The following is a 17,653-nucleotide window of genomic DNA, read 5'->3' as shown; positions in this document are numbered from 1 at the left end:
TGGTTGACTAATTGCGGTCGCAGCTTCTGTGTTCGTGTCAAACTTTCGCAGGATCGACGTTGCGGCCGCGGTTCCTGCGAGGTTAATCGGTCGGGTGAAGTTCCGGCGACTCAGCGAGGTATGGCGGTCGTACCAGGCCCGGGGCATCGAAAGGCGATGCCCCGCACCCAGAAGAAAAGGAAAGATCGAGAGATGCCACAGGGAACTGTGAAGTGGTTCAACGCGGAGAAGGGCTTCGGGTTCATTGCCCCCGAAGACGGTTCCGCGGATGTGTTTGTCCACTACACGGAGATCCAGGGTTCGGGCTTCCGCACCCTCGAAGAGAACCAGAAGGTCGAGTTCGAAATCGGCCACAGCCCGAAGGGCCCCCAGGCCACCGGAGTCCGCTCCCTGTAGAGAAGAGCAGACCTTAACGGACACCCCCCGTGCAGCCCCGCCCAGCGGGCGCAGCCGGGGGGTTTCCTCTGTCGATCGGTTTCTACCGGCTTCTCTCGGCTTTTTGCGCCACGCGGGGGCACGCTGCCGCCGCGCCGATTGCCTCAAGACGCGGATGGGGGAGAGGGCCTACTGTCGGATGGCGTGAGCCAGCTTTCCTTCTTTACAGCGGAGTCGGTGCCGCCCGCGGTCGCCGACCTTTCCGGGGTGCTGGCGGCGTCCGGGCAGATCGTTACGGTTGGCGGTCCGGAGGCGCAGGGCGCTCGGCTATCGGTGGTCGTCGACCAGCTGTGGCGGGCGTCGGCGCTGGCGGACATGATCCGCGAGGCCGGGCTGGTGGCCGAGATCGGCCGGACCGACGAAGACACCCCGCTGGTGCGCACTGCGGTGGACCCCTCGCTGAGCACGCTGGCGGCCGAATGGACGCGCGGCGCGGTCAAGACCGTGCCGCCGCGCTGGTTGCCCGGGCCGCGCGAGCTACGGGCGTGGACGCTGGCGGCCGGCAACCCGGAGGGCGAGCATTACCTGCTGGCGCTGGACCCGCACGCGCCCGACACGCACTCGCCGCTGGCGTCGGCGTTGATGCGAGTCGGGATCGCGCCCACCCTGATCGGCACCCGCGGCGGCCGGCCCGCGCTGCGCATCAGCGGCCGCCGCAGGCTATCGCGCCTGGTAGAGAACGTCGGGGAGGCACCCGACGGCACCGAGGCGCTGTCCCGATGGCCGCGCGTTTAGCCAGCGGATAACGGGAGAATTTGCGCCGCGTTCTCGAGCGTCGGTTTGCGCAGGCCCGCCCGAGGGTGCGAAATTGTCAGGTGCCGCAGGGCGAAGGAACGGTCGCGTACCTGAATTTCACCGGAATTTTCGAAGCCGACCTGTCATTCTTCCTGCAGGTGGTCTCGCAGGGGGGACCAATCAGGGATGGAGCGTAAGGGCAGTTGGCTGACCCGAAATTGAAGGACAGCGCCGGCGGCGGCAACGGAAGCCGCCGGCGACTCGTGATTGTCGAGTCGCCTACCAAGGCGCGCAAACTGGCCGGCTACCTGGGCTCCAGCTACATCGTCGAGTCGTCGCGCGGGCACATCCGCGACCTGCCCCGGGCCGCGGCCGACGTGCCCGCCAAGTACAAGTCCGAGCCCTGGGCGCGGCTCGGCGTGAACGTCGACCACGACTTCGAGCCGCTCTACATCATCAGCCCGGAAAAGAAGAGCACCGTCAGCGAACTCAAGGGCTTGCTCAAGGACGTCGACGAGCTCTATCTCGCCACCGATGGTGACCGCGAGGGCGAAGCGATCGCCTGGCATCTGCTGGAAACCCTCAAGCCCAACATCCCGGTCAAACGGATGGTGTTCCACGAGATCACCGAGCCGGCGATCCTCGAGGCCGCCGAAAACCCCCGCGACCTGGACATCGATCTGGTCGACGCGCAGGAGACCCGCCGCATCCTGGACCGCCTGTACGGGTACGAGGTCAGCCCGGTGCTGTGGAAGAAGGTCGCGCCCAAACTGTCGGCGGGCCGGGTCCAATCGGTGGCCACCCGGATCATCGTGCAGCGCGAACGCGACCGCATGGCGTTTCGCAGCGCGTCCTATTGGGACATCGTGGCCCAGCTGGACGCCAGCGTGTCCGACCCGCAAGCGTCGCCGCCCACCTTCACCGCCCGGCTGTCAGGCGTCGACGGCCTGCGCGTCGCCGCCGGACGCGACTTCGACTCGTTGGGACAGCTGCGCAAGGGTTCGACCTCCTTGCAAGAGGTCATTGTCTTAGACGAGGCGCAAGCGACCGAGTTGGCCGCCGGGCTGCGCGGCGCCCAGCTGTCCGTCGCGTCGGTCGAGGAAAAGCCCTACACGCGGCGGCCCTACGCGCCGTTCATGACGTCGACCCTGCAGCAGGAGGCCGGCCGCAAGCTGCGGTTCTCCTCCGAGCGCACCATGAGCATCGCCCAGCGGCTCTACGAAAACGGCTACATCACCTATATGCGTACCGACTCGACCACGCTGTCGCAGTCGGCGATCAACGCCGCGCGCAACCAGGCGCGCCAGCTCTACGGCGAGGAGTACGTCTCGCCGTCCCCGCGCCAGTACACCCGCAAGGTGAAGAACGCCCAGGAGGCGCACGAGGCGATCCGGCCCGCCGGCGAGACGTTCGCGACCCCGGACGCGGTGCGCCGCGAGCTCGACGGCGACGAGTTCCGGCTCTACGAGCTGATCTGGCAACGCACGGTGGCCTCGCAGATGGCCGACGCGCGCGGCACCACGCTGAGTCTGCGGATCAACGGCCAATCCACCGGTCGCGAGGTGGTGTTCTCGGCGAGCGGCCGCACCCTGACCTTCGCCGGTTTCCTCAAGGCCTACGTGGAGACCGTGGACGAGCTGGCCGGCGGTGAAGCCGACGACGCCGAACGCAGGCTGCCCCGTCTGACCGAGGGCCAGCGGCTGGACGCGACCGAACTCACGCCCGACGGCCACGCCACCAACCCGCCGGCGCGCTACACCGAGGCCTCGTTGGTCAAGGCGCTCGAGGAGCTGGGAATCGGCCGCCCGTCGACGTATTCGTCGATCATCAAGACCATCCAGGACCGTGGCTACGTGCACAAGAAGGGCAGCGCCCTGGTGCCCTCCTGGGTCGCGTTCGCCGTAACCGGTTTGCTGGAACAGCATTTCGGCCGGCTGGTCGACTACGACTTCACCGCCGCGATGGAGGACGAGCTCGACGCGATCGCCTCGGGCCAGGAGCGGCGCACCGACTGGCTCAACAACTTCTACTTCGGCGGCGAGCACGGGGTGGCCGATTCGGTGGCCCGATCCGGCGGACTGAAGAAGCTCGTCGGCGTCAACCTCGAAGGTATCGACGCGCGAGAAGTCAACTCCATCAGGCTCTTTGACGACGACCAGGGGCGCCCCGTCTACGTCCGGGTGGGCAAGAACGGGCCGTACCTGGAGCGCATGGTGACCGGCGACCCCGATGATCCCAGCGGCGAGCCAAAGCCGCAGCGGGCCAACCTCAACGACTCGCTGACCCCCGACGAATTGACCCTCGAGCTGGCCGAGCAGCTGTTCGCCACGCCGCAGGAGGGACGGGTGCTGGGCGTGGACCCGGCAACGGGACACGAAATCGTCGCCAAGGACGGGAGATACGGTCCGTACGTGGCCGAGGTTCTGCCGGAGCCGCCGCCCGGGGACGACGACGGCAGCGCCGCCCCCGCGAAAAAGGGCAAGAAGCCCACCGGTCCCAAGCCCCGCACCGGTTCGCTGCTGCGCACCATGGATTTGCAGACGGTCACGCTCGAGGACGCGCTGCGGCTGCTCTCGCTGCCCAGGGTCGTCGGCGTCGACCCCGAATCCGGCGAGGAGATCACCGCGCAGAACGGCCGGTATGGCCCATACCTCAAGCGCGGCACCGATTCTCGCTCGCTGGCCACCGAGGAGCAGATGTTCGACATCACCCTCGAGGAAGCGCTGAAGATCTACGCCGAGCCCAAACGCCGCGGCCGCCAGGGCGCCGCTGCCCCACCGCTGCGTGAGCTGGGCGCCGATCCCGCCAGCGGCAAGCCGATGGTGATCAAGGACGGCCGGTTCGGCCCGTACGTCACCGACGGCGAGACGAACGCGAGCCTGCGCAAGGGCGACGACGTGCTGTCGATCACCGACGAGCGCGCCGCCGAACTGCTGGCCGACCGCCGGGCCCGCGGCCCGGTCAAGCGCCCCGCCAAGAAGGTCGCCCGCAAATCACCGGCCAAAAAGTCGGCGGCCAAGAAGACCGCCAAGCGCAGTTAGCTGTGTGCGTCGCTGGAAACCTCTTGCGGCGCAACCTCTTCCGGCGCAGCAAGCTTCACCGGTCGGGCCAGCTGGGTGGGCGCCCTGCGGCCACGCAGCTCGACCACCTCGCCGACATCCCAGCACAGGGCCTCGGCGTCCAGCGCGCCGCTGACGGCGATCGCCGACGCGAGCACGTGGCCGGGCTCGAGCTTGGCCAGCTCCGTCAGCCGGGCGGCCTCGTTGACGGGGTCGCCGATCACCGTGTACTCGAAGCGGGCCTGCGCGCCGATGTGGCCGGCGATGGCCCGGCCGGACGACACCCCGATGCCGAACTCCGCCGAACCGATCACCGGCAGCAACTCGTCGTGCAGTTCGCGGGCGGCGGCCAGCGCCCCGCCGGGTGAGTCGGGGTGCTCGATCGGCGCGCCGAAGATGGCCAGCGCGGCGTCACCCTGAAACTTGTTGACGAAACCGCCGTGGCGGCCAACGGTTTCCACCACCACCCGGAAGAACTCGTTGAGCAGGTGGACCACCTCGGCGGGCGGGCGGGTCGCGGCCAGCTGGGTGGAGCCGACGAGGTCCACGAACAGCACCGCGACGTCGCGCTCCTGGCCGCCCAGCTCGGTGCCGCGCTCGAGCGCCCGGCGGGCGACGTCCTCCCCGACGTAGCGGCCGAACAGATCGCGCAGCCGCTGTCGCTCGGACAGGTCGCGCACCATGTCGTTGAAGCCCGCCTGCAGCAGGCCCAGCTCGCTGGCGTCATAGATCTGCATGTGCGCGTTGTAGTTACCGCGCTGCACCTCGCTCAAAGCCCAGCGCAGCTGGCGCAGCGGATCGGCGATAGACATGGCCACCAGCAGCGTGCTGACCAGCCCGATGCCCAGCGCCGCCACCGCCAGCAACAGGATGGGATTGAACAACTTCTCCGGTGTGGCATGCAGCAGGGAGGTCTTGTCGGCCACCACCGCCAGCACGATCGCCAGCACCGGCACCGCGGTGGACAGCATCCAGGTCAGGATCTGGCGCAGGATGACGCCGGGCGCCTTGACGTTCTCGGGCACCCCGCTGCGCAGGGCGGCGACCGCCACCGGCCGCAGCACCCGCTCGGATTGGAGGTAGCCGATGATCGCGGTGGCCGCGGCTCCCAGCCCGCTGGCCACCGCCACGACGGGCGCGGCGAACCGGGCCACCGACCAGCTGGCCACGATGAACACCACGCTGCCGATGCACCAGTACACGACGGTGGTCAGGGTGCGGTAGTACGGCATGCGCAGGGCGCGGCTGCGGGCCAGTTCGGTGGCGGTCGGGTCGGTCTCGGCCAGCATGTTGTCGCGGCGCTGCCAGCGGAAGACCGGTACCAGGAGCCTCAGGTTCACGATCGAGGCAACCATGAACAGGACGATAAGCGCGGCCGCCAGAATCGCCAGGTTCAGGGCGGGCAGGTCCTGCAGTTGGATGCGGTCTTCGGGCGGCAGGGCATAACGCAGGAACCCGAACACGAAGAGGGCGCCGATGATGTCGGCCTGCAGCATGCTGAGCAAGAACAGCGGCCACGGGGTGCGCACCACCCACCGGACGAATGCACTGATCCGCCCCGGTAGTGCCGCCGCCGTTGTCACCAACCCACCGTATCGGGCGGCGGCGACGTCCCGGAAACTTAATAACGATCTCGGCAGGTCGCGCGGGGGCCGTGAGGACCGCGAAGATCACGGAATGGTCGCGGTACGGTAGCCGATCGGTATCTGTCGGCCTCGCTGTCTACTGTTACCGGTGATGTCCGGGGTGTTTGCGCGGCTGGTAGGCCAAGACGCGGTGACGGCCGAGCTGCTTGCCGCCGCCAGAGCCTCACGCGGTGACCCGGCGCACAGCGAAGCGGGCGCCGGGACTATGACACATGCCTGGCTGATCACCGGTCCGCCCGGTTCGGGGCGCTCGGTGGCGGCGCTGTGCTTCGCGGCCGCGCTGCAGTGCACCGCCACCGTCGACGACGGGGGTCCGGGCTGCGGGCGCTGCCACGCGTGCGCGACGACCATGGCCGGGACCCACGCCGACGTACGCCGGGTGATCCCAGAAGGCCTGTCCATCGGCGTCGACGAGATGCGCGGCATCGTGCAGATCGCGTCGCGGCGCCCGGCCACCGGGCATCGGCAGATCGTGGTGATCGAAGACGCCGACCGGCTGACCGAGGGCGCCGCCAACGCGCTGCTGAAGGTCGTCGAGGAACCGCCGCCGTCGACGGTGTTTTTGCTGTGCGCGCCGTCGGTGGACCCCGAGGACATCGCCATCACGTTGCGGTCCCGGTGCCGGCACGTCGCGCTGGTGACACCGCCGACCGAGGCGATCGCGCACGTGCTGGTGGACAGCGATGGCCTGAGTCCCGAAACCGCCGACTGGGCGGCTTCGGTCAGCGGCGGCCACGTGGGCCGGGCGCGCCGGCTGGCCACCGACCCGGAGGCCCGGCAGCGGCGGGAGCGGGCGCTGGGACTGGTGCGCGACGCCGCGACCCCGTCGCGGGCCTACGCCGCCGCCGAAGAGTTGGTCGCCGCGGCCGAAGCCGAGGCCGTGGTGCTGACCGCGGACCGCGCCGAGGCCGAGACCGAGGAACTGCGCACGGCCCTCGGTGCCGGCGGCACCGGCAAAGGCACCGCGGGCGCGATGCGCGGTGCGGCCGGGGCGATCAAAGACCTTGAGCGACGGCAGAAGTCACGCCAGACCAGGGCCTCGCGTGACGCGTTGGACCGGGCGCTGATCGACCTGGCGACCTATTTCCGGGATGCGCTCATGGCCTCCGCGAACGCCGGGACGGTGCGGGCCAACCATCCGGATATGGCCGACAAGGTTGCGGCGCTGGCCGCCCACGCCCCGCCTGACCGGCTGCTGCGCTGCATCGAGGCGGTCCTCGACTGCCGGGAGGCGCTGGCCATCAACGTCAAGCCGAAGTTCGCCGTCGACGCCATGGTCGCCACGATCGGCCAGGAACTGCGCGCCCAGGAACCGCGCGACTGATTTCGTGGTGCCCGCCCGCCTGCCGTAGACTCGTGCCGCCCGGGAGAGGGCACGCCGCCTTAGCTCAGTCGGTAGAGCGATTCACTCGTAATGAATAGGTCAGGAGTTCGATTCTCCTAGGCGGCTCCATATCTTTGGTTCAGGCCGTGCGGCTCAGGCCGGGGCCAGAAAGCCCACCGGCCCCGACGCGAGGCACAACGCCAGCGCGGCCGTGTTGGCCCGCACGGTGATCGCGTCCCCCGCGCCGGGCAGGCGCGCGAAGACCCGGTTGAGTCCCGGATGCACCGGCACCTTGACCTCGGGCCCCTGCGTCATCGACAGCGTCATCGACCCGTCGCTGTTGGCCAGGTAGTTCAGTTCGACCGTCCAGTCGGCGGGCAGCAGCGGCCCGTCGAGGACCAGGCGCGCCGGCTTGTCCGGTTGCGCGAAATAGCCGCACTGCGGCACCGGCCCCGGCGCGATGGTGCGAACCCAGGTCACCCGCGCCTTGATCAGGTGGCCGGCGCTGTCCAGCATGCGCAATTGCGTTGTCGCGGGCGCGAATTCGGGCCTGTCTCGCAGCAGGGCGAACATGTGGCTGGCCAGATTCTCCGGTGCGGCCACCCGCTGCAGCACCAGCGGGTCGACCTCCTGATCCAGCAGCGGCGCGTCCGAGGCGGCGTGCGCCGCGGCCAGAGAGGCCCGGGCGTTGCGCAGATAGGGCTGGGCCGGGTTGTCGCGCCAGCTGGTCAAGAAAGTGGCCGTCGAGTACAGGCTGCTGGCCACGAACGACACCGCCAAACCCACGGTCACCGCGGCGCGTTTCGGCGACGCGTCGAGCCAACCCGGCCCGGTCGGCCGGTTCGGCGCGCACAGCGCTACGGCGGCCAGCAGCGCCAGCACGACGACGAGATCCGGGAAATAACGCAGCGTCTGCGCGAGTTCCAGCGCGGTCTGCTTCGACGAACGCATCAGATAGATCGGCACTTGGCAGGCCACGGCGTAGCCGGCGGCGGTCACCCACACCAACGCGATGCGCCGCTTGCGCGCCAGCGACACCGCCAGCGCGCCGCCCAGCACCAGCCACCCCAGCGCCATCACCGCCGGCGGGGGCGTGGCCCATGGCGACGCCGGTGCCCATCGGTCCCAGTGCCATGGCCCACCGGCCAGCCCCGGCACGATGCCGTGCGTGATCGATCGCACCAGCAGGCGCCCCGTCATCGACACGTCGGAACTCCACCGCTGCTGATTGACCACGGCGAGGTAGAGCACCATCCAGGCGGCGGTGAGCGCCAGCGCCGCGACCCACAATTGGGCCCCGGCCCGCCACACCGTCGCGACCGCCGATCGCACGCCCCCCTCGCCGCGCACGTGGCACAGCAGCGCGGCCACAGCGAACGCGACGAACGGGATCACCGCGGCCTTCTCGAAGTACAGCAGCCCGCCGAAGTAGACCAGCACCCCGGTCACCGCGTAGCGACGATCGCCGGTGCGTACCAGCAGGACGGCGTCGGCGCACACCCAGGCCAGCGCGGCCAGCATCGGCAGCGAGTTCAGCGCCGCCGCCCACCAGGCGAACCCGGGCACGGCAAGCGGCGTGAACAACGCGAACGTCAACGGGATCAGCAGCACCGGCCGCCAGCCGAGCATCACGTGCAGCGCGCGCAGCAATGCCAGCGAGGCCAGCAGCTGCAGCACGATCAGGCTGATCGCCGGCCATGTCCAGTCCAGCGGCGCCAGCCGGATGATGGTGCCCGCGAGCAGAAATGCCCCCGGCATGACGTGGCCGTCGTGATCGTGGAACAGATACGACGGCGCGAGCAGGTTATGGGTGCCGGCCTTGCCGATCAGAATCAGGTCGTCCCAATAGAAGTAGCCCCCGAACGCCAGCGCCGCGCGGACCGCCAGCTGCACCGCGATGAGCGCCGCGGCCGCCGACGCTATGTATGGTGGGCCGGTGCGTGCACTGGTTACCGGGGCAGCCGGATTCATCGGCTCGACGCTAGTCGACCGTCTGTTGGCCGACGGCCACGCGGTCGTGGGGCTGGACAACTTCGCGTCTGGCCGCGCGAGCAACCTCGAGCACCTGGCCGACAACCCGGCGCATGTCTTCGTCGAGGCCGACATCGTGACCGCCGATCTGGAGGCCATCCTCGACGAGCACCGCCCGGAGGTGGTGTTTCACCTGGCCGCCCAGATCGACGTGCGGCACTCGGTGGCCGACCCTCAGTTCGACGCCTCGGTCAACGTGATCGGCACGGTGCGCCTGGCCGAAGCCGCGCGCCGGGCGGGCGTGCGCAAGGTCGTGCACACCTCCTCGGGTGGCTCGATCTACGGCGTCCCGCCGCGGTACCCGACGCCCGAGACCGTGCCGACCGACCCCGCTTCGCCCTACGCCGCGGGCAAGGTGGCGGGTGAGATCTACCTCAACACCTTCCGCCACCTCTACGGCCTGGACTGTTCGCACATCGCGCCGGCCAACGTCTACGGCCCCCGCCAGGACCCGCACGGGGAAGCCGGTGTGGTGGCGATCTTCGCCCAGGCGCTGCTATCGGGTAAGCCCACCAAGGTTTTCGGCGACGGGAGCAACACCCGCGACTACGTTTTCGTCGACGATGTGGTCGACGCCTTCGTCAAGGCGTCCGGCCACGCCGGCGGCGGGCAGCGCTTCAACATCGGCACCGGGGTGGAAACCTCGGACCGGCAACTGCATTCGGCGGTGGCCGCGGCCGTCGGCGGCCCCGACGACCCGGAGTTCGCGCCGCCGCGCCTCGGTGACCTCAAGCGGTCCTGCCTCGACATCGGCTCGGCCGCAGAGGTTTTGGGGTGGCGGCCGAAGATCGAACTGGCCCAGGGTGTGCGCCGCACGGTGGACTATTTCCGGCGGACGCACGCCGGTTAGCCGGCTTCGGGCGCCTGCGCGGAATCCATCGCGATCGCGCGGGCCAGTCGCGCGTAGCGCAGCTCTAAGTCCTTGAACCGCATATAGGTGCTGAGCGTGGTGAAACAGAACGCCATCACCAGGGCGTAGAGCATCAGATCGGTGCCGCGGCGCACCCCGAACCACTGCGCCACCACGGTGGTGTCGTCGGGCCGCAGCACGGCGTAGATGCCGGCCAGCACGAATACCACATAGCCGACCTTGACCCACGCCTTCGACCGCGAATTGCGCCGCGACCGCAGCAGATACACCAGCAGCGCGACGATCGATCCGATCAGCAACACCTGGATCCAGTTCATGGTGTCCTCCCTCGCAGGAACCCGTCGAAAATGATGTTGACGCCGTTGAGCAGCGGCTGCCCCTTCGACCGCGAGTATTCGGTGTAGAGCACTTCGATCGGTTCTTCGACGACGCGCCAATGGTTTTCGTCGATCAGCATGACGAACTCGTTGGCGTGGCTCATGCCGCTCATCGTGATGTCCAGCCCGTCGGCGACCTTCTTGTTGAACACCCGCAGACCGTTGTTGGTGTCGGTCAGGCCGAGCCGGCGACCGCGCCGGCTCAACCGTGCGGCCGTCTGCAGCACGATGCGTTTCAGCAACGGCGGACGGGCGACCTGCTGGGTGCCGAACCGCGTCCCGATGACCACGTCGACGTCCCCGGCGCGCAGCCGGTCGACCATCGCGGCCAGGTCTTTGACGCGATGCTGGCCGTCGGCGTCGAACGTGGCGAAAACCTCGGCCCCGGGCTGCTTGCGGGCGTACTCGACGCCGGTCTGGATGGCCGCGCCCTGTCCGAGGTTGATGGGATGGCGAACCAGGTGAGCCCCCGCCCTCCTGGCGATCTCACCGGTGCCGTCGGCGCTGCCGTCGTCCACGCAGACGACGTGGTCGAATACCGAGCGCACGTCGGCTATCACCTCGGCGATGACAGCTGCTTCGTTGAAGGCGGGAATGACGACCCAGACGACCGAATATTGCGTTTCCGTACCCATCTAAGCCCACAAGGTACACGCTGGTGCAGGCCAGATCAGCCCGTTGCGCGTCCGGCGCGCGACAGCGCCACCAGATGGACACCGATGCCCACCAACGGCCCGCACAGCAACCCGACCACGGTTCGGGTCTGCAGGGACAGCGGCAGCAACAGCAGCAAACCCGACGCGACCGTGGCGCCGACCCAGCCCAGCGAGTAGGCACGGTGCAGCGCGGCGGCCACCGCGGCGGCGCCGGTCAGCGTCAGCATGGCGATCGCCACCGCGGCCCCGGTCAGCCAGGCCAGCAGGGCGCTGCTGGCCTGGTACTGCGGCCCGAAGGCGAACCGCAACAGCCAGGGGCCCACCGCGCCCGCGGCCAGCACCCCGACCGCACCGATCGCCGCGACGATCCCGGCCGGGGCGATCAGCGCACGAATCCGGTCGCTGCGCTGATCGACGAAATGCGCAATCAGGTTGCCCTGCATGGCCGTCAACGGCACCAGCAGCGGCGCCCGGGTCAGGGTGACGGCCAGGATGATCACCCCGCCCTCGGCGCCGAGCTCGGCGCTGGTCAGCTTCAGCAGCACCGGAAAACCCATCACCAGGATGGCGCTGGCTCCGGCCGCTGTGATCGAATGCGCGGCGCCCCGCAGGAAGGTCGCGGTGCCGCCCGGGGTGAGTAGGCGGGCGGCGGCGCGGGTGGCGGGCGACGCCACCAGCAAGATCAGCCAGGCGATCGCGCCGGCGACCGTCGCCCACAGGAAGCCCGCCAGGTGCCAGCCCAGCACCACGGTGGCCGCCGCGATCGCGACCCGGATGACCGCGTCGGTCACCATCAGAGCCCCGTACTGCGTCCACTGATTGATGCCGGCCAGCATGCCCAGCAGGGTGGTGTGCACGCAGAAGCCGGCCAGCCCGACGCTGAGCAGCGCCACCGACAACCAGCGCGCTTCGACGAAAACCCGTCCGCTCCACAACGGCGCGCTTCCGGCGATCACGACGGCCGCGGCCACGCCGATCAGCGCGGCGACCCGCAGCGGGTGGGTGCGCTTGGCCGGCGCGACCTCGAGGTAGGGCCCCCCGACGGAGCATGCGCGGACCTCGCGGGTGGTCTCCTGGAGCAGGCCGAACGCGGCACCGCTGACCAGCCCGAAGGCTCCCCAGAACACCCCGAACACCGAGAAGCCGCTGGGCGCCAGGTCGCGGGCCGCCAGGTAGATCACCCCGTAGCCACACAGGGCGGTCACGGCGGTGGCGGTGCCGACGCGGGCCATGCTGCCGCGCGCCACCGGCCCCTGTGAGGCGCTGAGTTCGGTCATCGGGGCAGCGCTTTCAGCGGACCGCGCCGATGTTTCGCCACAATTTGAAAATAGTAAGTGTCCGCACCGATCGCCTGGCGCGGCGATCAGGTTCGCTAGTGTGAGCGGCTGTCGGAAAGGACCCATGGCCGCCTACCGCATCTTCGGCATTTCGCTGTTTCTCACCGTGGTTGCGCTCGTGCTGGGGTATCTCCACGGCGGGCTCAAAGACCTTTTCCTGCTGCTGGTCCTGGCGGTCCTGGAGGTGTCGCTGTCGTTCGACAACGCCATCATCAACGCCGCGATCCTGAAGCGAATGAGCCCCTTTTGGCGGCAGATGTTTCTGACTGTCGGGATCCTGATCGCGGTGTTCGGGATGCGGCTGTTGTTCCCGTTGGTCATCGTGTGGGCGACCGCGGGGATCGGACCCGTTCGCGCGCTGGAACTGGCGCTGCATCCGCCGCCGCACGGCGCGCTGGAGTTTGCGGACGGCTCGCCGAGCTACGAGAAGATGATCCTGTCCGCCCATCCGCAGATCGCGGCATTCGGTGGAATGTTCCTGCTGATGTTGTTCCTGGATTTCGTCTTCCACGACCGAGACATCAAGTGGCTCAAGTGGATTGAGGTCCCCTTCGCCCGCATCGGGCGACTCGGTCAGGTGCCGGTGGTGGTGGCCGGCGCCACGCTGGTGCTGGTCGGCTCGCGGCTGACGCATTCGGCTGACGACCGCGCCACGGTGCTGACCGCCGGGGTGCTGGGCCTGGTGACCTACCTGGTGGTCAACGGGCTGAGCCGCGCGTTTCGGCCTGCCGACGTCGGGGGCATGACGGTCGGCGAGGCGGTCGGCAAAGCGGGATTCACCCTGTTTCTCTATCTCGAGGTTCTCGACGCCGCGTTCTCGTTCGACGGAGTCACCGGCGCCTTCGCGATCACCTCGGACCCGATCGTCATCGCGCTGGGGCTCGGATTGATCGGCTCGATGTTCGTGCGGTCCATCACCATCTATCTGGTCAAGCAGGAAACCCTGGACCGCTACGTCTACCTGGAACACGGCGCGCACTGGGCGATCGGCGCGCTGGCCGTGATCATGCTGGGATCCATCGATCCCGGTTTACAGGTCCCCGAGGCGGTCACCGCCTCGGTGGGGGTGATCTTCATCGGGGCGGCGCTGGGCTGGAGCCTGCTGCGCAACCGGCGGGCCAGTGGGAGAGCTAGTGGCGATCGCGAGCGCTGCGGGTCGCCACCGTCGAGCTAGTGCCCCTCGGCCTTGAACCGTTCCACCGAGCGCTGAATCTCGGCCTCGGCCTCGGCGCGGCCGACCCAGTCCGCCGCCTTGACGAACTTGCCCGGCTCCAGGTCCTTGTAGTGCACGAAGAAGTGCTTGATCACTTCCAGCTCGAACTCGGGCACGTCGCCGATGTCCTGGATGGCGTCCCAGCGGTGGTCGCCGGCCGGCACGCACAAAACCTTGTCGTCGCCGCCCTTTTCGTCGGTCATCCGGAACATGCCCACCGGACGGGCCTCCACGATCACCCCGGGAAACACCGACTCCGGCAGCAGCACCATCGCGTCCAGCGGGTCGCCGTCCTCGCCGAGGGTGTCCTCGATGAAGCCGTAGTCGGTCGGGTAGGCCATCGCGGTGTAAAGGTAGCGGTCCAGACGCAACCGTCCGGTCTCGTGATCGACCTCGTATTTGTTGCGCTGGCCCTTGAGGATCTCGATGGTCACGTCGAATTCCACCGCGTCGGCTCCTTGTCTGGGTGTCTGCTTGGGCAGGCCAATTTTGCTCTGCTACACCCTAGTCGAGCCCATCGGCGCGGATTCGGCAGAATGGGTTCAAACAGTCAGGAGAGTGATGGCCCGTACTCGCTGGCAAAAATCCACCCCAGTGTTCATCGGGTTGGGCGTGCTGGCGTTCGTCGCTGCCGTGGTGGTGGCGGCGACGTTTTTCACCACGACCGGGCACGGCGCGGGCAGCGCGCGCGCCCCGATCCCGGCCCCGCACGCGCCCACGGTCAAACCCGGCATGGTCCCGGTGAGCGACTCCGCCGAGTTGCCCAGCGGGCCCGGCGTGAGCGCCGCGCTGGCCCCGGTGGCGGGCGATCCCAACCTGGGCAGGCTGGGTGGCCGGATCACCGACGCCCTCACCGGAAAAGAGCTGTGGCAGGTTGGCGACGACATGCCGCTGGTCCCCGCGTCGACCAACAAGGTGCTGACGGCGGCCGCCGCCCTGCTGACGTTGGACCGCCAGGCCCGGATCAGCACGCGGGTGGTGGCCGGCAGCCAGAACGCCCAGGGGCCCGTCGTGCTGGTCGGCGCCGGCGATCCGGTGCTGTCCGCGGCGCCGCCCGGGCAGGACACCTGGTACCGGGGCGCGGCCCGCATCAGCGACCTCGTCGAACAGATCCGGCGCAGCGGCGTGACCCCGACCGCGGTCCAGGTGGACACCTCGGCGTTCAGCGGCCCGACGATGGCACAGGGCTGGGACCCCGCCGACGTCGACAACGGCGACATCGCGCCGATCGAGTCGGTGATGATCGACGCCGGACGCATCCAGCCGACCACGGTCAACTCTCGGCGGTCCCGGACGCCGGCGCTGGACGCCGGCCGCGAGCTGGCCAAGGCGCTGAACCTCGATCCCGCTGCGGTGACGACCGCGACGGCACCGTCTGGAGCGCGGCAGCTGGCGGTCGTGGAGTCGGCGCCGTTGGTCCAGCGTCTGTCCGAGATGATGGACCATTCCGACAACGTGCTGGCCGAATGCATCGCCCGGGAGGTGGCGGCCGCGATCAACCGGCCGCGCAGCTTCGCCGGCGCGGCCGACGCGGTGACCAACCGGTTGAGCACCGCGCACGTCGACACCGCGGGCGCGGCGCTGCTGGATTCCAGCGGGCTTTCGGTCGACGACCGGCTGACGGCCAAGACGCTCGACGGGGTGCTGCAGGCCGCCGCCGGTCCGGACCAGCCGTCGCTGCGGGCCCTGCTGGATCTGCTTCCGATCGCCGCCGGCAGCGGGACACTGGGCGACCGGTTCATCGACGCCTCGACCAGCCAGGGTCCCGCCGGCTGGTTGCGGGCAAAGACCGGCTCGCTGACCAATATCAACGCGCTGGCCGGTGTGCTCACCGACCGCAGCGGCCGGGTGCTCACCTTCGCGTTCATCTCCAACGACGCGGGACCGACCGGCCGCAACGTGATGGACGCGCTGGCGACCAAGCTCTGGTTCTGCGGGTGCTCATGAGCCCGGCGCAGGAGCTGACGCTGGGCACCGCGGTCGACTGGCGGTTCGCGGCCACGGTCGGCCGGCGGCTGGCCCGGCCCGGACCGCCGTCCAGCGACTACACCCGGCGTCAGGTGGTCGACGAACTCGTGGGGGCGGCGGCCAAAGCCGAGCCTTTGGTCCGTGACGTCACCGGCCTGGTCGCGGGCGGCTTTGACAAGGGCCAGGTGCCGGCCGCCCGCATCGTCGACCGGCCGGAATGGGTCGCCGCCGCGGCCGAGTCGATGCGGGTGATGATGAACGGCGCCGAGAAGCCGCGCGGGTTCCTCACGGGCCGCGTCACCGGCGCGCAGACCGGCGCCGTCCTGGCATATGTCTCGTCGGGGATTCTCGGCCAATACGACCCGTTCGCTGCTTCCAAGGCTGGCTGCCTGCTGCTGGTGTACCCGAACGTCCTCGCCGTCGAGCGGCAGCTTCGCATCGAGCCGTCCGATTTCCGGCTCTGGGTGTGTCTGCACGAGGTCACCCATCGGGTGCAGTTCACCGCCAACCCGTGGCTGCCCGACTACATGTCGCAGGCGCTCGGCCTGCTGACCCGCGACGCCGGTGACGACCTGGCGGAGGTGGCGGGTCGGCTCGCCGACTACGCCCGCAATCGCGGCAATCCCGACTCGGACGCCAACTCGGCGGGCATCCTCGGTCTGGTGCGCGCGGTGCAGTCCGAGCCCCAGCGGCATGCCCTTGATCAGCTGCTGGTGCTGGGCACGCTGCTGGAGGGCCACGCCGACCACGTGATGGACGCCGTCGGACCGATGGCCGTGCCGTCGGTGGCCACCATCCGCCGCCGCTTCGACGAGCGCCGCCACCGCAAGCAGCCGCCGCTGCAGCGGTTGCTGCGCGCGCTGCTCGGACTCGACGCCAAGCTCAGCCAGTACACCCGCGGCAAGGCGTTCGTCGACCATGTCGTGGGCCAGGTGGGAATGGCGCGCTTCAACGCCATCTGGACCGGGCCCGAAACGCTGCCGCTGCCCATCGAGATCGAAGATCCCCAGCGATGGATCGACAGGGTGCTGTAGGCCGGCTGCGCGCGGCGATCGAGGCGTTCGTCAAGACGCATCTGGCCACCGTCGACCAATGGTGCGTGGCGCTCTCCGGGGGCCCGGATTCGTTGGCGCTCACCGCGGTGGCCGCCCAGCTGCGCCCCACCGCCGCCGTGGTGGTCGACCACGGCCTGCAACCCGACTCGGCCGACGTCGCCGAAACCGCCCGGGCCCAAGCTGCAGCACTGGGATGCGTTGCGGCGCAAGTGGTTCGGGTACGGGTAGGCACGCAAGGCGGTCCCGAAGCGGCGGCGCGTGCCGCCCGCTATGCCGCGCTGGCCGCCTACCACGACGGCCCGGTGCTGTTGGGCCACACGCTCGACGACCAGGCCGAGACGGTGCTGCTGGGGCTGGGCCGCGGATCCGGGGTGCGCTCGATCGCCGGGATGCGTCCCTACGACCCGCCGTGGTGCCGGCCGTTGCTAGGGGTCCGACGTGCCGTCACGCACGAGGCGTGCCGGGAGCTGGGCCTGACCGCGTGGCGCGATCCGCACAACAGCGACCGCCGCTTCACCCGGACCCGGCTGCGTGCCGAGGTATTGCCGCTGCTCGAAGACGTGCTCGGCGGGGGCGTCGCCGAGGCGCTGGCCCGCACCGCGACCGCGTTGCGGGAGGATGGCGAGTTGATCGACACACTGGCCGCCCGGGCGCTGCCCGATGCCAGGACGGGGACTGGGCTGCGGGTCTCGACGCTGGCGACGCTGGACGCGCCCGTGCGGCGTCGCGTGATCCGGGCCTGGCTGCTGGCCGGCGGTGCAACGGGGCTGACCGACAAGCAGATTCGGGGAGTCGACACCCTGGTCACCGCGTGGCGCGGCCAGGGCGGGGTGGCGGTGGGGTCGCCCGTGCCCGGCGAGCGGTTGTTCGCGGGCCGCCGCGACGGCGTGTTGACGCTGTGGCGCGAACCGGTGCACTAGCCGCGATATCGGGGCCGCCGTTGGTT

15 protein-coding genes and 1 tRNA gene are annotated in these 17,653 nt (G+C 69.6%); 10 read left to right on the top strand and 6 right to left on the bottom strand.

Going from position 1 to position 17,653, the window contains the following annotated elements; genetic code table 11:
• Positions 1-192 precede the first annotated feature (192 nt).
• From cspA to topA, 3 genes are all read left to right on the top strand, one after another.
• Positions 193-396 (top strand): cold shock protein CspA, encoded by a 204-nt coding sequence (gene cspA / locus ACZ50Z_RS18265; RefSeq protein WP_007772268.1) that lies wholly within the window; start codon positions 193-195, stop codon positions 394-396.
• 183 nt (positions 397-579) lie between these two features.
• Complete coding sequence (locus ACZ50Z_RS18260; RefSeq protein ID WP_464484806.1) at positions 580-1,170, top strand: hypothetical protein; 591 nt, start codon at positions 580-582, stop codon at positions 1,168-1,170.
• A 203-nt stretch (positions 1,171-1,373) separates the two neighbouring features.
• Positions 1,374-4,211, top strand: coding sequence for a type I DNA topoisomerase (gene topA / locus ACZ50Z_RS18255; RefSeq protein WP_464484805.1), 2,838 nt, complete (start codon positions 1,374-1,376; stop codon positions 4,209-4,211).
• Here topA and ACZ50Z_RS18250 read toward each other — a convergent pair.
• On the bottom strand, positions 4,208-5,869 hold the full coding sequence (locus ACZ50Z_RS18250) for an adenylate/guanylate cyclase domain-containing protein (protein ID WP_464486297.1): 1,662 nt from the start codon (positions 5,867-5,869) through the stop codon (positions 4,208-4,210). The two genes, topA and ACZ50Z_RS18250, sit on opposite strands and share 4 nt — an antisense overlap.
• Before the next feature lie 97 nt (positions 5,870-5,966).
• Between ACZ50Z_RS18250 and ACZ50Z_RS18245 the strand changes: the two genes are divergently transcribed.
• On the top strand, positions 5,967-7,199 hold the full coding sequence (locus tag ACZ50Z_RS18245; protein WP_464484804.1) for a DNA polymerase III subunit delta': 1,233 nt from the start codon (positions 5,967-5,969) through the stop codon (positions 7,197-7,199).
• 53 nt (positions 7,200-7,252) lie between these two features.
• Positions 7,253-7,328, top strand: a tRNA-Thr gene (locus tag ACZ50Z_RS18240).
• Positions 7,329-7,352: 24 nt separating this feature from the next.
• Here the strand turns inward: ACZ50Z_RS18240 and ACZ50Z_RS18235 are convergent.
• Positions 7,353-9,170, bottom strand: coding sequence for a hypothetical protein (locus ACZ50Z_RS18235; protein WP_464484803.1), 1,818 nt, complete (start codon positions 9,168-9,170; stop codon positions 7,353-7,355).
• Here ACZ50Z_RS18235 and ACZ50Z_RS18230 point away from each other — a divergent pair.
• Entirely contained in the window at positions 9,136-10,080 is a 945-nt protein-coding gene (locus ACZ50Z_RS18230; RefSeq protein ID WP_464484802.1) for an NAD-dependent epimerase/dehydratase family protein, read from the top strand. The two genes, ACZ50Z_RS18235 and ACZ50Z_RS18230, sit on opposite strands and share 35 nt — an antisense overlap.
• Here the strand turns inward: ACZ50Z_RS18230 and ACZ50Z_RS18225 are convergent.
• From ACZ50Z_RS18225 to ACZ50Z_RS18215, 3 genes are read right to left on the bottom strand one after another with little or no spacing between them, the layout of a single operon-like run.
• Positions 10,077-10,418, bottom strand: a complete 342-nt coding sequence (locus ACZ50Z_RS18225) for a DUF2304 domain-containing protein (RefSeq protein WP_464484801.1) — start codon at positions 10,416-10,418, stop codon at positions 10,077-10,079. The two genes, ACZ50Z_RS18230 and ACZ50Z_RS18225, sit on opposite strands and share 4 nt — an antisense overlap.
• Entirely contained in the window at positions 10,415-11,113 is a 699-nt protein-coding gene (locus tag ACZ50Z_RS18220) for a glycosyltransferase family 2 protein (protein ID WP_464484800.1), read from the bottom strand. The genes ACZ50Z_RS18225 and ACZ50Z_RS18220 overlap by 4 nt, the downstream gene beginning before the upstream one ends.
• Before the next feature lie 35 nt (positions 11,114-11,148).
• Entirely contained in the window at positions 11,149-12,411 is a 1,263-nt protein-coding gene (locus ACZ50Z_RS18215) for a hypothetical protein (protein ID WP_464484799.1), read from the bottom strand.
• Between the two features lie 124 nt (positions 12,412-12,535).
• Here ACZ50Z_RS18215 and ACZ50Z_RS18210 point away from each other — a divergent pair, with 124 nt between their 5' ends.
• Positions 12,536-13,645, top strand: coding sequence for a DUF475 domain-containing protein (locus ACZ50Z_RS18210; RefSeq protein WP_464484798.1), 1,110 nt, complete (start codon positions 12,536-12,538; stop codon positions 13,643-13,645).
• On the opposite strand, the gene ACZ50Z_RS18205 is transcribed toward ACZ50Z_RS18210, so the two are convergent.
• Positions 13,642-14,130, bottom strand: a complete 489-nt coding sequence (locus ACZ50Z_RS18205; RefSeq protein ID WP_464484797.1) for an inorganic diphosphatase — start codon at positions 14,128-14,130, stop codon at positions 13,642-13,644. The two genes, ACZ50Z_RS18210 and ACZ50Z_RS18205, sit on opposite strands and share 4 nt — an antisense overlap.
• A 115-nt stretch (positions 14,131-14,245) precedes the next feature.
• Between ACZ50Z_RS18205 and dacB the strand changes: the two genes are divergently transcribed.
• The 3 genes from dacB to tilS are packed head-to-tail and all read left to right on the top strand — an operon-like array spanning position 14,246 to position 17,627.
• Positions 14,246-15,631: a D-alanyl-D-alanine carboxypeptidase/D-alanyl-D-alanine endopeptidase gene (gene dacB, locus ACZ50Z_RS18200; RefSeq protein WP_464484796.1), complete on the top strand. Its 1,386-nt coding sequence runs from the start codon at positions 14,246-14,248 to the stop codon at positions 15,629-15,631.
• Entirely contained in the window at positions 15,628-16,686 is a 1,059-nt protein-coding gene (locus tag ACZ50Z_RS18195; RefSeq protein WP_464484795.1) for a zinc-dependent metalloprotease, read from the top strand. The genes dacB and ACZ50Z_RS18195 overlap by 4 nt, the downstream gene beginning before the upstream one ends.
• On the top strand, positions 16,665-17,627 hold the full coding sequence (tilS, locus tag ACZ50Z_RS18190; protein ID WP_464484794.1) for a tRNA lysidine(34) synthetase TilS: 963 nt from the start codon (positions 16,665-16,667) through the stop codon (positions 17,625-17,627). The genes ACZ50Z_RS18195 and tilS overlap by 22 nt, the downstream gene beginning before the upstream one ends.
• Positions 17,628-17,653: the final 26 nt, after the last annotated feature.

The organism is Mycobacterium sp. NTMscope_MAC_269, assembly GCF_976985695.1.
This window is presented reverse-complemented; position numbering and strand designations above follow the sequence as displayed.

What these genes read in the sequence shown, in the direction of transcription:
- ACZ50Z_RS18220 (WP_464484800.1), bottom strand. Translation starts at nt 11,113, where the DNA reads ATGGGTACGGAAACGCAATATTCGGTCGTCTGGGTCGTCATTCCCGCC.
- ACZ50Z_RS18215 (WP_464484799.1), bottom strand. Translation starts at nt 12,411, where the DNA reads ATGACCGAACTCAGCGCCTCACAGGGGCCGGTGGCGCGCGGCAGCATG.
- ACZ50Z_RS18235 (WP_464484803.1), bottom strand. Translation starts at nt 9,170, where the DNA reads ATGAATCCGGCTGCCCCGGTAACCAGTGCACGCACCGGCCCACCATAC.
- dacB (WP_464484796.1), top strand. Translation starts at nt 14,246, where the DNA reads ATGGCCCGTACTCGCTGGCAAAAATCCACCCCAGTGTTCATCGGGTTG.
- ACZ50Z_RS18210 (WP_464484798.1), top strand. Translation starts at nt 12,536, where the DNA reads ATGGCCGCCTACCGCATCTTCGGCATTTCGCTGTTTCTCACCGTGGTT.
- tilS (WP_464484794.1), top strand. Translation starts at nt 16,665, where the DNA reads ATGGATCGACAGGGTGCTGTAGGCCGGCTGCGCGCGGCGATCGAGGCG.
- ACZ50Z_RS18195 (WP_464484795.1), top strand. Translation starts at nt 15,628, where the DNA reads ATGAGCCCGGCGCAGGAGCTGACGCTGGGCACCGCGGTCGACTGGCGG.
- ACZ50Z_RS18225 (WP_464484801.1), bottom strand. Translation starts at nt 10,418, where the DNA reads ATGAACTGGATCCAGGTGTTGCTGATCGGATCGATCGTCGCGCTGCTG.
- cspA (WP_007772268.1), top strand. Translation starts at nt 193, where the DNA reads ATGCCACAGGGAACTGTGAAGTGGTTCAACGCGGAGAAGGGCTTCGGG.
- ACZ50Z_RS18245 (WP_464484804.1), top strand. Translation starts at nt 5,967, where the DNA reads ATGTCCGGGGTGTTTGCGCGGCTGGTAGGCCAAGACGCGGTGACGGCC.